Here is a 19,165-nt window from a genome sequence, read left to right on the forward strand (position 1 = left end):
CGCCATGGACATCCTTTATCAGATCCGCGCCCGTCAGGATTCTTTTAGCGCCGGTGAAGGACGCATCGCCCGTCTGATGCTCGACGACGTAGGATTTGCCGCCTCCGCCAGCCTTGATGCACTGGCACAAAGAGCCGATGTCAGCACCGCCACGCTGTCGCGTTTCGCCCGTACCGTCGGTTGTCGCGACTTGCGTGATCTGCGCCTGCAACTGGCTCAGGCCAGTGGCGTCGGTAGCCGTTTCCTCGACCCAGCGGGCACGCCCGAACAGTCGGCGTTTTACGGGCAGATCGTCGGCGATATCGAAAGCACCCTGCGCCAGCATCTGGCGGCGTTCGACGAGTCGCGCTTCGCCGATGCGGTGAAGCTGTTGGGTCAGGCGCGGATGATTCACGCCTTCGGCATCGGCGGTTGCTCGACCCTGTGCAGCGATGAGTTGCAGGTGCGGCTGGTACGCCTCGGCTACCCGATCGCGGTGTGCCACGATGCGGTGATGATGCGCGTCACCGCCGCCAGCCTCAGCGCCGAGCAGGTGGTGATCGTCTGCTCGCTGACTGGCCTCACTCCGGAATTGCTGGAAACTGTGGCGCTGGCGCGCAACTACGGTGCACGGATCCTCGCCATCACCCGCGCCGACTCGCCGCTGGCGGAACTGGCCGACATCGTCCTGCCGCTGCAAGGCGCCGAGACCTCGTTCATCTACAAACCGACGGCGGCGCGCTACGGCATGCTGCTCGCCATCGACGTGCTGGCCACCGAGCTGGCGCTGGCCAATCCTGAAGACAATCAAGAACGTCTGCGGCGGATCAAACTCGCCCTCGACGAATACCGTGGCGGCGACGATCACCTGCCGCTGGGAGACTGACATGCTGTACGACACACTGATTCGCAACGCCCTGGTCATCGACGGCAGCAACACTCCCGGTTACGCCGCTGACGTGGCAATCCTCGATGGCCGCATCGCGCGCATCGGCGATCTGGGCGATGCCCGCGCCACCGATGAAATCGACGCCGCCGGCCGCGTGCTGGCGCCAGGCTTCATCGACGTGCACACCCACGACGACACCGTGGTGATCCGCCAGCCGCAGATGCTGCCCAAACTCAGCCAGGGCGTGACCACGGTGATCGTCGGCAACTGCGGCATCAGCGCTGCACCGGTCAGTCTCAAGGGCGATCCACCTGATCCGATGAACCTGCTCGGCACGGCCGCCGCCTTCGTCTATCCACGTTTCAGCGACTACCGCGCAGCAGTGGAAGCGGCCAATACCACGCTGAACGTGGCAGCGCTAGTCGGGCACACGGCGCTGCGCAGCAATCACCTCGATGATCTGTTTCGCACGGCGACCGACAATGAAATCGCCGCGATGCGCGAGCAGTTGCGTGAAAGTCTGGAAGCGGGCGCCCTCGGTTTATCCACAGGGCTGGCGTATGCGAGCGCGTTCTCCGCGTCCACCGATGAAGTCATGCAGCTGACTGAAGAATTGAACGCGTTCGGTGCCGTGTACACCACCCATCTGCGCAGTGAATTCGAACCGGTGCTGGAGGCCATGGACGAAGCCTTTCGCATCGGCCGCCACGCCCGCTCGCCGGTGATCGTTTCCCACCTCAAGTGTGCCGGCGTGGGTAACTGGGGACGCAGTCCGCAGTTGCTCGCATCGCTGGAAGAGGCGGCGAAAACCCACCCGGTCGGCTGTGATTGCTACCCCTACGCGGCAAGTTCTTCGACGCTGGATCTGAAGCAGGTCACCGACGCCCACCGCATCACCATTACCTGGTCGACACCCCATCCTGAAATGGGCGGTCGCGATTTGATCGACATCGCCGCCGAATGGACGATGCCACTGCTCGATGCCGCCAAACGTCTGCAACCGGCGGGCGCGGTGTATTACGGGATGGACGAGAACGACGTGCGCCGGATCCTCGCCCATCCGCTGTCGATGGTCGGCTCCGACGGCTTGCCGGAAGACCCGTTCCCGCACCCACGTCTGTGGGGCGCTTTCCCACGGGTGCTCGGCCATTTCAGTCGAGACGTCGGCCTGTTTCCGTTGCACACCGCCGTGCACAAGATGACCGGTCTGTCGGCGGCGCGCTTCGGCTTGAAGGAGCGCGGCGAGATTCGTGAAGGACACTGGGCCGATCTGGTGTTGTTCGATCCGGCAACCGTGCATGACGTGGCGGATTTCAGCGACCCGCAGCGTGCCGCGCAAGGCATCGATGGCGTGTGGATCAACGGTGTGCTGAGTTATCGCGAGGGGCAGGCCAACGGGCAAAGGGCAGGGCGGTTTCTGGCGCGTGAGGGTGATCTGCGTGACAACTTTCACTGAGTTTCGCGGATTGCGTCACAGTGATGGCACATTGCGATTAAAGAAAGCCATCACCAAGCCGAATTGCTGACATCTACCCCGGCTACACTGCGGGGCCAATCAGTCAGGGAGCACCCCATGAGCTTCGGCAAAACCACCCCGATCCTGCGGATTTTCGATGAAGCCAAGGCCTTGGAGTTCTATGTCGACTTCCTCGGTTTCAAGATCGATTGGCAGCATCGTTTCGAACCCGGTTTCCCGTTGTATCTGCAAGTCTCCCGGGGCGAATGTGTGCTGCACCTGTCCGAGCATCATGGCGATGCAACACCGGGTTCGGCCCTGCGGATCGAGACCGATGAACTGGAATCGTTCCAGCAGCAGTTGGTCGCCAAGAACTACAAGTTCTCGTACCCGGGGATTCAGGCCATGCCGTGGGGCAGCCAGGACATGACCATCGCCGACCCGTTCGGCAATCGCCTGGTGTTCACCAACGCGATCAGCCTCTGAGCCAAAAGCCCCCTCACCCTAACCCTCTCCCAGGGGAGAGGGGACTGACCGAGGTGTTTATCGCCATACATCGACCTGAAAGATCGTGGCGATTATGGATTCACAGAATTTCTTTCAGGTCGGCGTAGATCGTTAGCATATTGCGGTCGGCTCCCTCTCCCACTGGGAGAGGGCTGGGGTGAGGGGGCTGTGAGTCGCACACTTATTCGGCACCACCACTGACCCGGTGAGTCTGCCGAAACTCACCAGGCGGCATGCCGCGCCGGCTCTTGAAGGTGCGGTGAAACGAGCGCGGCTCGGTAAAGCCCAGATACTGGGCGATGTCCTGAATCGGCAAGGTGCTGTTGAGCAGGTAATGCTCGGCCAGTTCCTGGCGCAAGTCATCGAGAATCTGTTGATACGAGGTGCCGGCCTGATGCAACTGGCGTTGCAGCGTGCGCACCGAGACAGCCAGATGCTCGGCCACCTGTTCCTTGCGCGGCAGACCTTCCTTGAGCAACTGGCGCAGGATGCTTTTGACCCGCTGCTCCAGCGACGCATCCTCCAGTGTCGCCATCAGACTTTGCGCGTGTTCCTCCAGCGTGCGCAGCAAATGCGCATCGGCCTGACGCAGCGGCAACTGCAAATACGGTAACGGTACGATCAGCGCGGAATACGGCTGATCGAAAAGCACCGGGCATTCGAAAAACTGTTCGTACTGTTCCAGCGTCGTGTCCGCCGGGCGTGAGTGTTCCAGCCACACGGCGGCCGGCGACAACTGGGTGTCGGCGATCCAGCGTGCATATTGCAGCCAGGAGCCGAGGACGTTTTCCACCAGATGCCGGCGAATTCGCGGGCGCTCAAAACGACAGCTCCAGATCAGGTGCACGTGGCTGTCCTGCACCTCGGCGCGGCTGACGCCCATGTCGCCCACCAGTTTTTCGAACGGCATGATGCGGCTCATGGCGTCGCCCAGTGTCGCGCAGTTCATGGTGATGTAGCCCAGCACGCTCCAGGAGTTAGGCAGAACGAAATTCGCGGCATTGAGGCCGAACAGCGGATCGCCCGAGTGTTCGCAAAAGTAGTCGAGCAACCGTTCATGGGTTTCACCCGGCAGGCGCAGGCTGTTGTCGCTCAATTGCTGTGCCTGCAACCCGGCCGCCGCCAACGCAGGCTCGATGGCCAGGCCCAGGTGTTCGGCATGGCGCAGGTATTTGAGCAGGGGCGGAACAGAGGTGAAGCCGAGCGATTGCATGACCGAATTCCCTTGATCGAGGCCGCCACGGGCGGATGAGCGCCCTGAAAGGTAATTTGAATCCACGACTAAAGTAAATGGCTGACGCTTGCGCGACGTTTGACTCAATTGGCTACTCGAACTGGCCGGATGCGACCGTGACACTTTCCGCCGGCTGACTAGTATGAGGGCCTGAAATCTCACTGATCAGACTGCACAGAAGGACACACGCATGCGACGCTGGAACGGCTGGGGAGATGCAACCACGGTGGTCGAACTGCCGGCCCAGGGCGCAAGTTTTCTCCATGAGCGACTGGGGGAGGGACGTGCGCTGCCCGACGCAACGCTTGAGGCGGCGCTGGCCCGCGTGCCTGTTTCGCGGCTGGCGGAACACGCCTTGTACAGCGTCGACGCCCATGATCGCTTGTTGCATGCCCGGGGCCAGAGCCTGCCGGACTGGCTGGCGTTGCGTGAAGGGGCGCTAGGCAATTATCCCGACGCCGTGGCATTCCCGGAAACCGCCGACCACATCCGCCAGTTGCTGGCGCTCGCCCAGGCGCAGGACCTGTGCCTGATTCCCTACGGCGGCGGCACGTCCGTGGCCGGGCACATCAACCCGCCGGACTCTGCGCGGCCCGTGGTGACGGTGTCTCTGGCGCGGATGAGCCGCCTGATCGACCTCGATGAACAAAGCCTGCTGGCGACTTTCGGCCCCGGCGCCAGTGGCCCGCAGGTGGAAAGCCAACTACGCGCCCGTGGCTACACGCTGGGGCATTTCCCGCAGTCGTGGGAGCTGTCGACGCTGGGCGGTTGGGTGGCCAGTCGCTCCAGCGGTCAGCAATCGCTGCGCTATGGGCGGATCGAGCAATTGTTCGCCGGCGGAACCCTGGAAACCTTTGCCGGGCCGCTACAGATTCCAACCTTCCCGGCCTCGGCGGCCGGCCCTGATCTGCGCGAAGTAGTGTTGGGGTGCGAGGGGCGTTTCGGGATCATTTCCGAGGTCAAGGTGCGGGTCAGCGCGCTGCCGGCCGATGAGCGTTTCTACGGCGTTTTTCTGCCCAGCTGGAGCAAGGCGCTGCAAGCCATCCGGCAACTGGCGCAAGCGCGGGTGCCTCTGTCGATGCTGCGCCTGTCCAACGCGGTGGAGACTGAAACCCAATTGGCGCTGGCCGGCCATCCACAGCAGATCGCCTGGTTGGAGAAGTACCTGAACCTGCGCGGCGCGGGGCAGGGCAAGTGCCTGCTGACCTTCGGCGTGACCGGCAATCGCAAGCAGAATGCGCTGTCCCTGAGCCAGGCCCGTCAGCATCTGAAGGCCTTCGGAGGGGTGTTCACCGGCACGCTGCTTGGCAAGAAGTGGGCGCAGAACCGCTTTCGCTTTCCGTATCTGCGGGAGAACCTGTGGAACGCCGGTTACGTGGTCGACACCCTCGAAACCGCCACCGACTGGAGCAACGTCGACAACTTGCTCAACCTGATCGAAAACAGCCTGCGGGATGCCTTGGCGGCCGAGGGCGAACGGGTGCACGTGTTCACCCATCTGTCCCACGTCTACGGCGAAGGCTCAAGCATCTACACCACTTATGTGTTTCGCCCGGCGGCGGACTATCCCGCGACGCTGGCCCGCTGGAAGGCCCTCAAACACGCGGCCAGCCAGACCATCGTCGACAACCACGGCACCATCAGCCACCAGCACGGCGTGGGCAAGGATCACGCGCCGTACCTGCTGCGCGAAAAAGGCGCGCTGGCGATGGACACCTTGCAGGTGCTGAGCCGGCACTTCGACCCGGCCGGGCGCCTGAACCCCGGCACGCTGTTGCAGGAGTGACCGCCATGAGTGCGGACTGGAACGCCGAATGGCGCCAGCAAATCCTGCCGACCCTGGCGGCTGAAACCTGGGATTTGATCGTGATCGGCGGCGGTATCAGCGGCGCCGGGATCCTGCGTGAAGCCGCGCGCCGTGGCTGGCGTTGTCTGCTGTTGGAGCAGCGTGATTTCGCCTGGGGCACCTCCAGTCGGTCTTCGAAAATGGTTCATGGCGGATTGCGCTATATCGCCAAGGGCCAGTGGCGGCTGACCCGGGATTCGGTGCGCGAGCGCCAGCGTCTGCTCGACGAAGCACCAGGGCTGGTGGAGCCGATGAGTTTCATGATGCCGCACTATCGCGGCGGCTTCCCCGGGCCTCGGGTGCTGGGTGGTTTGCTGTCGGTCTATGACGCATTGGCCGGGCGCCGCGACCATCGTTTCCATGACGCGCAGCAGCTGCGATTTCTGGCGCCGGGCGTGAAAGAAAACGACCTGCTGGGCGGCACCTGTTTCGTCGATGCGCTGACCGATGACGCACGGCTGGTGATGCGCGTTTTGAGCGAAGCGCGGGCCGATGGCGCGGTGGTGCTCAACGGCATGCGGGTCGAACATCTGTTGCGGGAAAACGGACGGGTGTGCGGAGTTCAGGTCGAGGACTGCGAGGCCGGCGCATCGCTGCAATTGCGATGTGGTGTGCTGGCGGTAGCCACCGGCGCCTGGGCAGAACGCCTGCGTCCACCGGAAGCGCCCCGCCAGTTGCGCCCATTGCGCGGCAGTCATTTGCTGCTGCCGGGCTGGCGCTTGCCGGTGGCGCAGGCCTTTACGTTCATGCACGAGCAGGACCGGCGGCCGGTGTTCGTTTTCCCGTGGGAAGGCGCCACGGTGGTCGGCACCACCGACCTCGATCATCGCGAGAATCTGGACCAGAGCGCGAGCATCAGCGGCGAAGAACTCGACTATCTGCTGGCCGCGTGCCGACAGCAGTTTCCCGGCGCTGAAGTGACAGCCGCCGACGTGCTTTCAACCTGGTCCGGCGTGCGCCCGGTGGTGGGCAGTGCGGCGGGTGAGCATCAGGACAAACCGTCGAACGAAACTCGTGAACATGTGCTGTGGCAGGAGCCGGGTTGCGTCACCCTGGCCGGCGGCAAGCTCACGACGTTCCGCCCGCAAGCCATCGAAGTGCTCAAGGCCTGCGCCGACATGCTCGGCCGCTCCTTCGATGACGATTCCGCGCCGGTATTTGCCGCCGTGCCGCCACTGGTGATCCACGGTCTCAGCCCCGGTCAGTGGCGACGCCTGGCCGGGCGACATGGCCGGGACCTGCCAAGGCTGGCGCAACTGCTCACCGAACTAAGCCATGAAACGGTTGGCGCCACCGACACCTTGTGGGCCGAACTGGCCTTCGCCTGCGAAGCGGAAATGGTCCTGCATCTGGACGACCTGCTGCTGCGTCGCACCCGTCTCGGCCTGTTGCTGCCCCATGGCGGCGCCGATTATTTCCCGGCCATTCGCCGACTCTGCCAATCACGACTGGGCTGGGACGACGAGCGCTGGCAACAGGAACAGCAACGCTATCAGGCGTTATGGCAACGCCATCACGGCCTGCCGGAAATCGCGCAGTGATGCCCCTCGAAGAGAGCTCCATGGACAACCACCCAAACAAGCGTTACCTGCTGGCCATCGACAATGGCACCCAGAGCGTGCGCGCGCTGCTCTTCGATTTGCAGGGCAATCTGCTCGGCAAGGGCAAGGTTGAATTGCAGGCCTATTACTCGACGCAACCGGGCTGGGCCGAACAGGATCCGGAATATTACTGGGCGAAACTGGGAGAGGCCTGCCAGCAGGTGTGGGCGCAAACCGGCATCGATCGTTCTCAGATTGCCGGGGTTTCCCTGACCACCCAGCGCGGCACGGTGATCAACGTCGACGCGCAGGGCAAGCCGCTGCGCCCGGCAATTCTCTGGCTCGATCAGCGCCAGAGCGAAGTCGAAGGCGGGATCAAGGGGCCGTGGGGCTGGCTGTTCAAACTGGCCGGCGCGCAGGCCACCGTGGATTACTTTCGCGCCCAGGCCGAGGCCAACTGGATCGCCCGCCATCAGCCAGAAGTGTGGGCCGCGACCGACAAGTTTTTGCTGCTTTCGGGGTTTCTCACGCATCGCCTGTGCGGGCGCTTTGTCGACTCGGTGGGTTGTTGCGTCGGTTACCTGCCGTTCGACTTCAAACGTCTGCGCTGGGCCGCTCCACGTGACTGGAAATGGCAGGCGCTGGCGGTACGTCCCGAGCAACTGCCGACCTTGCACAAACCCGGTGAAACCCTCGGCCATATCAGTGCCGAAGCCAGTCGCCACACCGGCATTCCCGAAGGCATTCCGCTGATCGCGGCGGGTGCCGACAAGGCCTGTGAAGTGCTCGGCTCCGGCGTCGTCGACTCGGGCACGGTGTGCCTGTCCTACGGCACCACGGCGACGATTACCAGCACCCGTTCGCGTTATCTGGAAATCGTCCCGTTGATTCCGCCGTACCCGTCGGCGGTGCCGGATCAGTACAACTGCGAGGTAATGATTTATCGCGGCTACTGGATGGTCAGCTGGTTCAAGAACGAGTTCGGCCTGCGGGAAATGCAGCAGGCCAAAGAGCAGGGCATCGAGCCCGAGCAACTGTTCGATGCGCTGGTCGAGGCGGTGCCGCCGGGCTCCATGGGATTGATGCTGCAACCCTACTGGTCGCCGGGGATTCGCGAACCGGGCGTTGAAGCCAAAGGCGCGATGATCGGCTTCGGTGATGTGCACACCCGCGCGCACATTTACCGGGCAATCCTCGAAGGCCTGGCCTATGCGCTGCGTCAGGGCATGGAGAAAATCGAGAAGCGCTCGAAGATCTCCGTCACCCGTCTGCGGGTCGCTGGCGGCGGCTCGCAAAGTGATGCGGCGATGCAACTGACGGCGAACATTTTCGGCCTGCCGGCGGAGCGTCCGCACGTCTATGAAGCGTCCGGTCTGGGGGCGGCGATTTGTTGTGCGGTGGGGCTGGGGTTGCACGCGGATTTCCCCACGGCAATTGCGGCGATGACCCGGGTTGGTGCTGTGTTTCAGCCGCAACCCGAAGCGCAGCAGGTCTACGAGCGACTGTACAAGGACGTCTATCTGCGCATGTACCGGCAGCTCAAGCCGTTGTACCAGAGCATCCGCAAGATCACCGGTTACCCGGCCTGAATGAACAGCGCGCGTGGCGCTATCGGAGAACTTTTCTGGTGAGATCGGACAGTGTCAGGGGCGGGGTCGATTGTTAGGCTCGATCCCCACGGCACACATAACAAGAACCAGAAGCAATGAAGCTGATCTCCCTCCTGCTGCTTTGCGCAATGGCCCCGACGGCGTGGGGCTGGTCGAACCATACGGTGGGCAGCTACCTGGCGTTGCAGGACCTGCCGGCTCTGCGCGATGCGTCGCTCGTCGAGGTCGAACCGCTGGAGCAGTTTCTCTCCGAGCAGTATCCGGCCATCGTCGCATTGCTCGATGAGCAGGAACGCTTCGCCCGCGAACACTTCAAGCAATACCCGCCGCGCCCCGACAACCTCAAATTGCCCGCCACGCCGGGCGACAATCTGCGCCACGACTTCCTCACCGCGCTGCGGATCAATCCGCTGATCCATCTGGCAATGGTCATCCAGCCGCTGCCGGGCAAAGACCTGCCCGAACGCGAACACTTGCAGGCCGATCAGGTGATGGTCGAGCAGACGCTTTCGCCGTGGAATCGCCAGCGTTTCATTCGCGTGGCCGATCACGAAAAAGTCGCGCCCCTCGCCGTGCTGGCCAGCGCCGCCGATGAGCCGGACTACGGTCACGACATCAATCTGTTCAGCGACAACCCCGGCGAAGTCGCTGCGTTGTACGGCTTCGGTCCGCAGCCGTTTGGCGATGCACGCTTCCAGTACAGCTCCCAGGCGCCGTTCCACATGGGCTTCTTCCATGAGAGCCCGGTGGTGTATGCGGCTGCCGGATTTCTCGAGCGCAGCTGGCCGGACTGGCGCGCGTATCAATACATGGGGCTGGCGCGACTGGCGTTTGCCACGGGTCATTCCTACTGGGGTTATCGCTTTCTCGGCTGGGGCCTGCACCACGTTCAGGACCTGACCCAGCCGTATCACGCCAAGCCGTTACCGGGCGTCGAACTGCCGAGCCTTCTGCTGCTGGAAGGCAAGGCCCTGGCCGGTTTTGCGGAGGACAAACAGGCGTCCATCGAACGGGTCGCGACCCGCCACATGGAAGTCGAGAAATACCAGTCGACCTGGCTGCGTCGAGTGCTGCGCGCCGGTCAGCCGCATCCGATGCTCGACGCCTACGCCGATGCCGCCGGGGACGCGCATTACCCGCCGTACTCGGTGGACTACCTGCGCGAGGTGGTGAGTGCCGAGTCCGTCGACGACTCCGCCGCCTTCGATGAAGCCATCGGCCAATGGCTGGAGACGGCCCCGGTCACCAGCGATTTCAGCGCGGGCAATCAGTTGCAGCAAGAGAATTTCGACCATCCGCAACTGAACCGGCAACTGCTCAAACTGCTCGGCCACTTCGGCGCCCACAGCCGGATTTATGTCAGCGCGGGACTGGCGCCCTGAGCATCGCGGCAACACACAACAATAAGAACAGGGAAGGAGGAACAGATGATCAACACTCGATTGCGCCTGTCTGGCGTAGCGCTCCCCGGTGTCGGTTTGGCAGGGCTGCTGCAACTCTGCGCAGTCGATGCGGTGCAGGCCGCCGAGTTCAGCGTGCTGGACAATCAGGTCACCGGCTCGCTCGACACGACCTTGTCCTATGGCCGCCTGTGGCGGGTCCAGGGCCGGGACAAGAACAACGATGACGTCAACACCAACGACGGCAATCGCAACTTCGACACCGGGCTGGTTTCCGAGGTGTACAAGATCACTTCGGAGCTGGAGGCCAACTACCAGAACTACGGGATGTTCCTGCGCGGCACGGCGTTCTACGACACCCAGTTGATGGACAAGCGCAACGACTACTACCACAACAACAGCCCGTCGCAGCCAAGCCAGAGTTATCCCCAGGACGACCGTTTCACCAGCCAGACCCGCGACATCGCCGGCAGCCGGATCGAGATGCTCGACGCCTACGTCCATGGCAGCTGGGACGTCGCGACAATGCCGGTCACGGCGCGGGTGGGGCGTCAGGTGTTCAACTGGGGCGAGGGGATTTTCTATCGCGGCGGGATCAACACCACCAACCCGGTGGACGCCGCGAAATATCGCTTGCCCGGCGCCGAGGTCAAGGAAGTGCTGATGCCGGTGGAGGCGGTCAGCTTCAACATCGGCCTGACCGACAGCCTGACCATGGAAAGTTTCTACCAGACCAACTGGAAGGAAACCCGCATTGATCCGGTCGGCACCTTCTACTCGCAGACCGACCTGTTCGCCGACGGCGGCAACACCGCCTACAACAACTTCAGCGGCACTGCCCTCGACACGCCGGTGCCAGGGTTCGGCAATGTCATCGGCCTGTACAGCGCATTGGGCAACAACCCGTTGCTCGGCCCGGCGCTGAAATCCACCGGTCTCTATGCAAACGGCGTGACCCCGGCCTATGGCAACACCCTGAAAGTGGCGTCCATCGGCAAGGACTACAACGCGCGCAACGACGGCCAGTTCGGTTTTGCCTTTCGCTACATCGCCGAAGAACTCAACAGCACCGAGTTCGGCCTGTACATGGTCAACTACCACGCCAAGGAACCGACCATTGCCGCCGACCTCGGTGGCTACAAGGGCATCGACATGAATGCCCTGACCAACATGCTCTCCAGCGTTGCCGGCAGTCAGGCCGGGGCCCTCGCCAACGGTCTGGCGACTGCCGATGTGATGGGCAACATCCAGGCCCATCGGCGCTACGCCGAAGACATCCGCATGTACGGTTTCAGCTTCAATACCACGCTGGGCAATGCCTCGGTGTTCGGTGAACTGGCCTATCGACCGAACCTGCCCATCGGCATCGCCGCCACCAACGACTTGATCGGCGACCTGGCCAACGGTGCTGCGGCGGCGGTGTCCGGCAAGGCCATCAACGTCGGCGGGCAAATGGTCACCCTCGACAGCCAGATCAACAACGCCGAGCGGGTGGAGGCGTTCAACACTTCGCTGGGCAGCATCTACAACTTCGGGCCGACGCTTTCGTTCGACTCGATGTTCGGCATCTTCGAACTGGCCTCCGAGCACCTGCGCGGCAGCAGCCTGCAATACACCGCCTACGACGGCAGCACCCGTTACTACGCCGGCGCCGGCAACACTTCGTATGTGTCCGGCGGTGATCGCGACGATCAGGTCAACCGCAATTCCTACAGCTACACAGTGATGTTCAACGGCACCTGGAACGATGTGTACGCCGGGATCAACGTCTCGCCCTACGTCGTCTACAAGGACGACTTCAAGGGCAACAGCTACCAGGCCGGCAACGCCATCGACGGGCGCAAGGCCTACACGCTGGGGGTCAAGGCCAACTACCAGAACAAGCTCGAAGCCGAACTGCAGTACACCGAGTTCTGGGGCGGCGGGCAGAACAACGGCATTCGCGACCGCGACAACGTCGGGTTCAACCTCAAGTATTTCTTGTGAGCCCACAGGTTTTTGAATTCGGAGAACGAACATGTTTCCTGCATCACGACTGACCAAGACCACACTGGCGCTGCTTTTGAGCCTTACCGCCGCAAGCACACTGGCCGCCATCTCGCCCCAGCAGGCCGAACAACTGAAAACCACGCTGACCCCCATGGGCGCCGAGCGCGCCGGCAATGCTGCCGGCACCATTCCGGCCTGGACCGGCGGCATCACCCAGGCGCCGGCCGGTTACAAACCCGGCCAGCATCACCCCGATCCGTACGCGACGGACAAACCGCTGTTCACCATCACCAAGGCCAATCTCGACCAGTACAAGGCTCATCTCACCCCCGGTCAGATCGCCCTGTTCAACAGCTACCCCGACACGTTCCAGATGCCGGTCTATCCTTCGCGCCGATCCGGTTCGGCGCCGCAGTGGCTGTATGACAACACCCTGAAAAATGCGACCTCGGCCAAACTGCTGGAGGGCGGCAGCGGATTTGCCGATGCCTATGGCGGCGTGCCGTTTCCGGTACCGAAGGATGGGGTTGAAGTGCTGTGGAATCACATCACTCGCTATCGCGGCATCTACGTCGTCCGTCGCGCTTCCGAAGCACCGGTACAACGCAACGGCAGCTTCGCGCTGGTGACTTCGCAGCAGGAAGGCTTCTTCAACTACTACCGCCCGGGCGGCCAGTTCGCCGACCTGAAAAACATCCTGTTCTACTACCTCGCCTTCGTGAAAAGCCCGGCACGCCTCGCCGGTGGTGCCGCGCTGGTGCACGAGACGCTGGACCAGCTCAAGGACCCGCGCCAGGCCTGGATCTACGACGCCGGCCAACGCCGCGTCCGCCGCGCGCCGAACCTGGCGTACGACACGCCGATCGCCTCCTCCGATGGCCTGCGCACCGCAGACGACACCGACCTGTTCAACGGCTCGCCCGACCGCTTCGACTGGAAGCTCAAGGGCAAGCAGGAGATCTACATTCCCTACAACAACTACAAAGTCGGCAGCCCCGACGTGAAATACGCCCAGCTACTCACCCCCGGCCACCTGAACCCGCAATACACCCGCTATGAACTGCACCGGGTCTGGGTGGTGGAGGGCACGCTCAAGCCGGGCGCGCGGCATGTCTATTCCAAGCGAGTGCTGTTCCTCGACGAAGACAGCTGGGGCGCCGCGCTGGTGGACCAGTACGACGGGCGAGGGGAGTTGTGGCGCGTGTCGATGGCCTACCTGAAAAACTTCTACGACCTGCCCACCACCTGGAGCGCACTGGACGTCTTCCACGACTTGCAGGCCCGCCGGTACTACGTGCAAAACCTGGATAACGAAGAGGCCTCCACCGTCGACTTCTCGCAACCGGTGCCGGAGGATTCGTACTTCATGCCGTCGGCGTTGCGGCAGCGGGGGACTCGTTAAGTGGCCTGACGCAATCGCGGGCAAGCCCGCTCCCACAGGTAAAGAGTTGAACACAGTATCTGTGCACGCCTCAGAACCTTGTGGGAGCGGGCTTGCCCGCGATTGGATTTCGCTTCAGCGCTGGTTGCCGGTCAGACGCGGAAATGGCTCACCATCTGCTGCAACTGCCCACCCAACCGCGCCAGTTCAACGCTGGACTTGGCCGTCTCATCACTCGCCGCCGCCGTCTGTTCCGACACGTCACGGACGTTGATGATGCTGCGGCTGATTTCTTCGGCCACGGCGCTTTGCTGTTCGGCGGCTGCGGCGATCTGCTGGTTCATCGACTGGATGTTCGACACCGTGCGGGTGATGTTTTCCAGGGAGTCGCCGGCCTTGCGGGTAAGGGCGACGCTGCTGTCGGTCAGGGCGCGGCTGTTGTTCATCACGGCGGAAACCTGTTGCGTGCCGTTTTGCAGACCGGCCACCAGGCCTTCGATTTCTTCGGTGGATTTCTGGGTGCGCTGGGCCAGGCCACGGACTTCGTCGGCGACCACGGCAAAGCCGCGACCGGCTTCACCGGCACGGGCGGCTTCGATGGCGGCGTTGAGGGCCAGCAGGTTGGTCTGTTCGGCCACGGCCTTGATCACGTCCATGACGCTGCCGATCTTGTCGCTTTCCTGTTGCAGCACGCTCATGGCTTCGGTGGAACGCACCACTTCGCTGGCCAGACGCTCGATCTGGGCGATGGCTTCGTTCACCACCTTGTCGCCTTCGCGGGCTTCGCCGTCAGCGGCGGCTGCGGCTTGCGAGGCCTTCTTCGGCGTTGCGCGCGACTTCCTGCACCGTGGCAGTCATCTCGTGCATGGCGGTGGCCACCTGATCGGTCTCGACCTTCTGGCTGTTCACGCCGGCGCTGGTCTGTTCGGTCACCGCCGACAGCTCCTCGGCGGCGCTGGCGATCTGGGTCACGCCGTCGCGGATGCCGCTGATCAGGTCGCGCAGAGTCACGCCCATGCGCGCGATGCCTTGTTGCAGCACGCCAAGTTCGTCGCGGCGGGTGACGATCACGTTGTGGCTCAGGTCGCCGCTGGCGATACGGTCAACCACGGCCATGGTTTCCTGCAGCGGACGGGTGATCTGGCGGGTGATGATGAAGGCCGCGATGACGCCCACCAGCAACGCCAGCAGCGTGCTGATCAGTTGCAAGGTGCGGGCCTGAGCGCTTTCGATGTCACGACGGTCGAGCTGGATCTGATACAGCTGCTCGCTCAGGGTCACGATGGTGGCGCCCTGGTCGGTCATTTCCTTGCGTGCCTGCACCGCCTCGCTGTTGGCGTTCTTGAACGCCTGCAGGGCGCTGCGGTAGTTGGTCAGCGCGGTTTCCAGCTGACGCAGAGTGTCTTGCTGGGTGCTGGAGAAATGCACGCTCAGCTGTTTCAGGCTGGCGATGGCCACATCCAGTTGGCCGACGGCTTTCTGCTCGGTGTCGGCATTGGCGGTGGCGGTGTAGCCGCGCACTTCATAGCGCGCCAGGATGAACGCTTCCTTGGCTTCGGTGATGGCCTGGAACTGTTCGAAACGTGCATCGCTCAGCGGCATTTGCTGCACGCGGTTGCTGATCGATTCGATCAGGTTGTACGCGGTCTCGGCATTGGCGGCCATGGTGTCGCGCGCGGTGTTGCCGGTGCGGTAGGCGTTGCGCATCTTGTTCAGGGACGTCTGGTACTCGGCGATGGTCGCCGCCTGCTCCTTGAGCAGCTTGACGTTTTCCGGACTCTTGAATTTGCCGATCAGCGCTTGTTGCTGTGCAGCGAAACCGTCGAGGGTGGTCTGCACGTTTTGTGCGGCGGTTTCATCGCCGTTGGTCAGCATGTATTGCAGGCGCACCACGCGCAGCTTGGTCAGGCCGGCGTTCAGCTGGGTGATGTCGCTCATCCAGTTGCTGCGGTCAATCAGGCCGCCGAGGCTGGTCCAGCCGGTCAGGGCAAGGATGCAGGTCAGGGCCAGGACGAGACCGAAACCCAGCCCCAGTTTGAGGTTCACGCTGATGTTGCCGAACCAGCTATTCATCACAATTCCTCCAGAAAACGTTGTGCGTCTTGATCGTCGGTCAGGCTGGAAGATTGTTGTTTTTTTGAGCCAGCAAGGGTGTTAGCAGGACTGTATCGGCCGCAAATCCGAGAGCTGAAAGGATTTTGTCCGACGGAATTTGTAACAAGGGATCCCAAGACTTTTTTCACATGACTTTCACTGGCTGCCCACGGGGGCCTCTGTACCTTCGCCGGATCAAATGACAGTGCTGCGAACTGGCGAGGCGGATTTTTGTGGAATTGAGACTGAGTCTGTTCGGCGTCAAACGCTCGATCGACCTGAGCGGTTTGGCCCGTTTTCGGAACGCCGGGGTTGTTCTGGCAACCTTGGCGCTGGTGGTGCCATTGACCCTGTGGCTGCTTGCCCCGGTGGCGGTGCCTGATCTGGCCCACGGTAATGTGGCCGGTGCGCAGGCGTTGGCGGCCGGTTGGGCCAAGGGCGACATGATCGTGCTGGTGCGTCATGTCGAGCGCTGCGATCACTCCCCGGCGCCGTGCCTGAGCGGCAATGACGGCATCACCGACCGTTCGCGCAGCGTCGCGGTCGCCGTCGGCGCACAGTTCGAACACCTGGGCCTGAACCATGCCGACATCTACAACAGCCCGATGACCCGCACCGTGCAGACCGCCGGTTACATGTTCAACCACGCGACGACCGGCGAAGACTGGCTGATCAGCTGCAAGGGGCGCATGTTGCAGGATGCGCTCGCGCACAAGGTCCCGGGGCGCAATCTGATCCTGGTTACCCACAGCGAATGCATGGCGCAACTGGAAAAAGACCTCAAGGTGCCGACCTCGACCCTCGGTTATGGATCCTCGCTGTTCGTTTCCGCTGCCAACCCGGCGGCTCCGAAAATGCTCGGCTTCATCGAGGCCTCCGACTGGCGCACGGTGTCCACCCGATGAGTGCTCGCTTTTACGCTTACAACTTCGGTATCCCGCTGTTTTGTGCTGCTGTGGTGTTTCTGATGTTCGACATGACGAACATCGACATTGCCTTCAGTAATCTGCTGTTCGATCCGCTGACCAATACCTTCCCCCTCGACAAGATTCACTTCTTTGAAAAGCTGACCCACAAGTGGGCGCGGATCATTCCGAACTGGACCGCTGAAATTGCCTTGGTCGGTGCGATGCTGTCGGTGGTCTGGCCGCTGGTCAATCCGCAGAAGCGCTCGCGTCTCGCCGGGTTCCTCGAGCGCTGCAAAGTGGCGCCTGTGCTGCGCTTTGCCGCTGACCATCGCCGGGATTTTCTGTTTGTGGTGGTGGCGTTCGCGGTGTGCACCGGGGTGATTCACTTCCTCAAGGCCCACACCAGCGTTTACTGCCCGATCGAAACGACGCTGTACGGCGGCAAGATGGCGCACATCGAGTGGTACAACAATTTCCAGCTGTTCCATGAAGCCGGTGACGGCCGTTGCTGGCCGGGCGGACATGCGTCCGGCGGCTTCACCATGCTGGCGCTGTATTTTGTCGCGCGACGTTATCAGTGGCGCTTCTCCAGCGCCTTGTTGTGGGGCTCGCTGCTGCTCGGTTTCGTCTACGGCACCACACGCGTCCTGCAGGGCTGGCACTACATGTCCCACACGTTCTGGGCCGGTATCTTCGTGTGGCTGGCGTGTTTGCTGACGGCGCTGGCGTTTTATGGACGGGCGCGTCTGGAGTTGCCGGTGTTGAGCAAGCGTGAGCGAGAGGTGTTCAGTGCACAGCCTGAGGCTGCTCTCTGAGGCGTCGCGATTGAAATGAAAAACCCGCCATCACCGGCGGGTTTTTCGTTTGTGCATCGCTGTATCAATAGCCTACGAAGTAGTACGCCTGGCGCCCGACCATCATGGTCTTGAGCACTTTCAACGGGGCGGCGGGCTCGCTGTCGCCTGACATCACCGCGATGTTCGAAGGCGAGGCACTGAGGTAATCCTTCAGTTGCGCATCGGTATCCAGGCCCTTGAGGACGCTCTGGGTGTAGAACACGCTGGCGCCTCCAACCCGTTCGTTGGCCTGGAACAGCGCGACCTGATGGCCGCTGGCTTGCAGGCTCTGGATATGTTCGGTCAGTGGCAGGAACGACAATTCCTTGTCCGCCTTCGGCAGTGCCCACTGCGCGGCGCCGAGATAGCTGGCGATCACCACCGTCAGGATACCGGCCGCCAATGCCTGACGATGACGGGCGATCCATCCGACAAACCCGCTGTTACGGTCCTTCAACCTCTCGAACAGTACACCCGCATATTCCGCCGCGATCACTGCCGCTGCCGGCGTCATCGACATCAGGTACACCGTGCGCTTGCTCGACGCCAGGGTCAGCATGATGAACTGCGCAACGATCCACAGGCTGAAAAACAGCAGGTAACGATTGGCCTTCAATTGCTTGCGGAAGTGCCACAGCCCCAGGTACACCAGAATGTTCCACGGCAGGAAAGCTTCCGGCAGTTTGGCGATGTAGTAGTAGAACGGCTCATAGTGCCCGGCTTCGACGAAGGAACCACTGAAGCGCCCGACGCTGTTGGTCAGCAAGACCTCTCTGACGGCCTGGGCGCCGCCATGCTGATAGAGCACCGCGAGCCAGATCAGCAGCGGAATCAGCCCGAGCGCGGTCAACAAACCGGGCCGCAGCCACTCGATCAGTTTGAAGCGCCTATCCATCAGGTTGTCCGCCAGCAGGTAAGCGAAAATCACCACCCCCGGCATCGCCAGACCGAGCACGCCTTTGCTCAGCGTGGCGATCGCAATCCCGACCACAAACAGCAACGAATTACCCGGCGTCGAGGCGCGCTGTGCCTGGAAGAACGCCAGCAGTGCCGTGGTCACGCCGAGTGCGAGCAACGCATCCTCGCCAACCCCGCGCACGTTGCTCCAGTAACTGGCCATGGTCGCCAGCAGAATGCCCGCGGTCCACGCGATCGCTTTCGGCCGTCCGAAGCGCCGCAGCATGCCGTACAGAATCATCACGCTGAGCAGGCCGGCCACCGCCGACGCCAGCCGCACCGCCCACGGCGACACGCCGAACACGCGCATGGCGCCGGCGTCCAGCCACAGACTCAGTGGCGGTTTTTCCAGAAACGGTTCACCGAACAGTCGGGGCGTCACCCAGTCATCGTCCAGATGCATCTCCATGGCGATGCCGGCGACGCGGGCCTCGGTGGAGCCTTGCAATTGATGGTTACCCAACGCGAAGAAAAACAGCAGGGCGGCAAGCAGGAACAGAGAAGTGACGGCACGCGACGACATAGGTTTCAGTTAACC

General features: G+C 62.6%; 15 protein-coding genes. 11 read left to right on the forward strand and 4 right to left on the reverse strand.

The window, feature by feature from the left end:
• Positions 1-4 precede the first annotated feature (4 nt).
• The 3 genes from R1A29_RS03185 to R1A29_RS03195 all read left to right on the forward strand — a co-directional run bounded on the left by R1A29_RS03185 (position 5) and on the right by R1A29_RS03195 (position 2,810).
• Complete coding sequence (locus R1A29_RS03185) at positions 5-865, forward strand: MurR/RpiR family transcriptional regulator (protein WP_438300633.1); 861 nt, start codon at positions 5-7, stop codon at positions 863-865.
• Position 866: 1 nt separating this feature from the next.
• Positions 867-2,324 carry a D-aminoacylase gene (locus tag R1A29_RS03190; protein WP_438300634.1) on the forward strand — a complete coding sequence of 486 codons (1,458 nt, stop codon included), beginning with the start codon at positions 867-869 and terminating at the stop codon, positions 2,322-2,324.
• Between the two features lie 117 nt (positions 2,325-2,441).
• A complete protein-coding gene (locus R1A29_RS03195; RefSeq protein WP_438300635.1) occupies positions 2,442-2,810 on the forward strand; it encodes a glyoxalase superfamily protein in 369 nt (122 codons plus the stop codon).
• Positions 2,811-3,012: 202 nt separating this feature from the next.
• Here R1A29_RS03195 and gliR read toward each other — a convergent pair whose 3' ends face one another.
• Complete coding sequence (gliR, locus tag R1A29_RS03200) at positions 3,013-4,044, reverse strand: AraC family transcriptional regulator GliR (protein ID WP_438300636.1); 1,032 nt, start codon at positions 4,042-4,044, stop codon at positions 3,013-3,015.
• Between the two features lie 211 nt (positions 4,045-4,255).
• Between gliR and R1A29_RS03205 the strand changes: the two genes are divergently transcribed.
• The 6 genes from R1A29_RS03205 to R1A29_RS03230 all read left to right on the forward strand — a co-directional run bounded on the left by R1A29_RS03205 (position 4,256) and on the right by R1A29_RS03230 (position 13,853).
• Entirely contained in the window at positions 4,256-5,851 is a 1,596-nt protein-coding gene (locus R1A29_RS03205; protein ID WP_438300637.1) for an FAD-binding oxidoreductase, read from the forward strand.
• Between the two features lie 5 nt (positions 5,852-5,856).
• Positions 5,857-7,452 carry a glycerol-3-phosphate dehydrogenase/oxidase gene (locus R1A29_RS03210; RefSeq protein WP_438300638.1) on the forward strand — a complete coding sequence of 532 codons (1,596 nt, stop codon included), beginning with the start codon at positions 5,857-5,859 and terminating at the stop codon, positions 7,450-7,452.
• 20 nt (positions 7,453-7,472) lie between these two features.
• Positions 7,473-9,041 (forward strand): FGGY-family carbohydrate kinase, encoded by a 1,569-nt coding sequence (locus R1A29_RS03215; protein ID WP_438300639.1) that lies wholly within the window; start codon positions 7,473-7,475, stop codon positions 9,039-9,041.
• A gap of 116 nt (positions 9,042-9,157) precedes the next feature.
• The gene (locus R1A29_RS03220) at positions 9,158-10,444 is read left to right on the forward strand and encodes a phospholipase (RefSeq protein ID WP_438300640.1); all 1,287 of its coding nucleotides are present in this window, start codon (positions 9,158-9,160) and stop codon (positions 10,442-10,444) included.
• A gap of 45 nt (positions 10,445-10,489) precedes the next feature.
• Positions 10,490-12,448: a DUF1302 domain-containing protein gene (locus R1A29_RS03225; protein ID WP_438300641.1), complete on the forward strand. Its 1,959-nt coding sequence runs from the start codon at positions 10,490-10,492 to the stop codon at positions 12,446-12,448.
• A 31-nt stretch (positions 12,449-12,479) separates the two neighbouring features.
• Complete coding sequence (locus tag R1A29_RS03230; protein ID WP_438300642.1) at positions 12,480-13,853, forward strand: DUF1329 domain-containing protein; 1,374 nt, start codon at positions 12,480-12,482, stop codon at positions 13,851-13,853.
• A gap of 131 nt (positions 13,854-13,984) precedes the next feature.
• Here R1A29_RS03230 and R1A29_RS03235 read toward each other — a convergent pair whose 3' ends face one another.
• Positions 13,985-14,596: a methyl-accepting chemotaxis protein gene (locus R1A29_RS03235; protein WP_438300643.1), complete on the reverse strand. Its 612-nt coding sequence runs from the start codon at positions 14,594-14,596 to the stop codon at positions 13,985-13,987.
• Positions 14,597-14,621: 25 nt separating this feature from the next.
• Entirely contained in the window at positions 14,622-15,905 is a 1,284-nt protein-coding gene (locus R1A29_RS03240) for a methyl-accepting chemotaxis protein (RefSeq protein ID WP_438300644.1), read from the reverse strand.
• Positions 15,906-16,159: 254 nt separating this feature from the next.
• On the opposite strand from R1A29_RS03240, the gene R1A29_RS03245 reads away from it, so the two are divergent.
• Together R1A29_RS03245 and R1A29_RS03250 are read left to right on the forward strand one after the other, a co-directional pair.
• Positions 16,160-16,831, forward strand: a complete 672-nt coding sequence (locus R1A29_RS03245; protein ID WP_438300645.1) for a histidine phosphatase family protein — start codon at positions 16,160-16,162, stop codon at positions 16,829-16,831.
• Positions 16,828-17,649 (forward strand): phosphatase PAP2 family protein, encoded by an 822-nt coding sequence (locus tag R1A29_RS03250; RefSeq protein WP_438300646.1) that lies wholly within the window; start codon positions 16,828-16,830, stop codon positions 17,647-17,649. The genes R1A29_RS03245 and R1A29_RS03250 overlap by 4 nt, the downstream gene beginning before the upstream one ends.
• A 64-nt stretch (positions 17,650-17,713) precedes the next feature.
• Here R1A29_RS03250 and R1A29_RS03255 read toward each other — a convergent pair whose 3' ends face one another.
• Positions 17,714-19,150: an ArnT family glycosyltransferase gene (locus tag R1A29_RS03255; RefSeq protein ID WP_438300647.1), complete on the reverse strand. Its 1,437-nt coding sequence runs from the start codon at positions 19,148-19,150 to the stop codon at positions 17,714-17,716.
• Between the last annotated feature and the right edge of the window lie 15 nt (positions 19,151-19,165).

Origin of the sequence: Pseudomonas sp. NMS19W (genome assembly GCF_051554255.1) — a bacterium.
Classification (GTDB): Bacteria; Pseudomonadota; Gammaproteobacteria; order Pseudomonadales; family Pseudomonadaceae; genus Aquipseudomonas; species Aquipseudomonas kribbensis.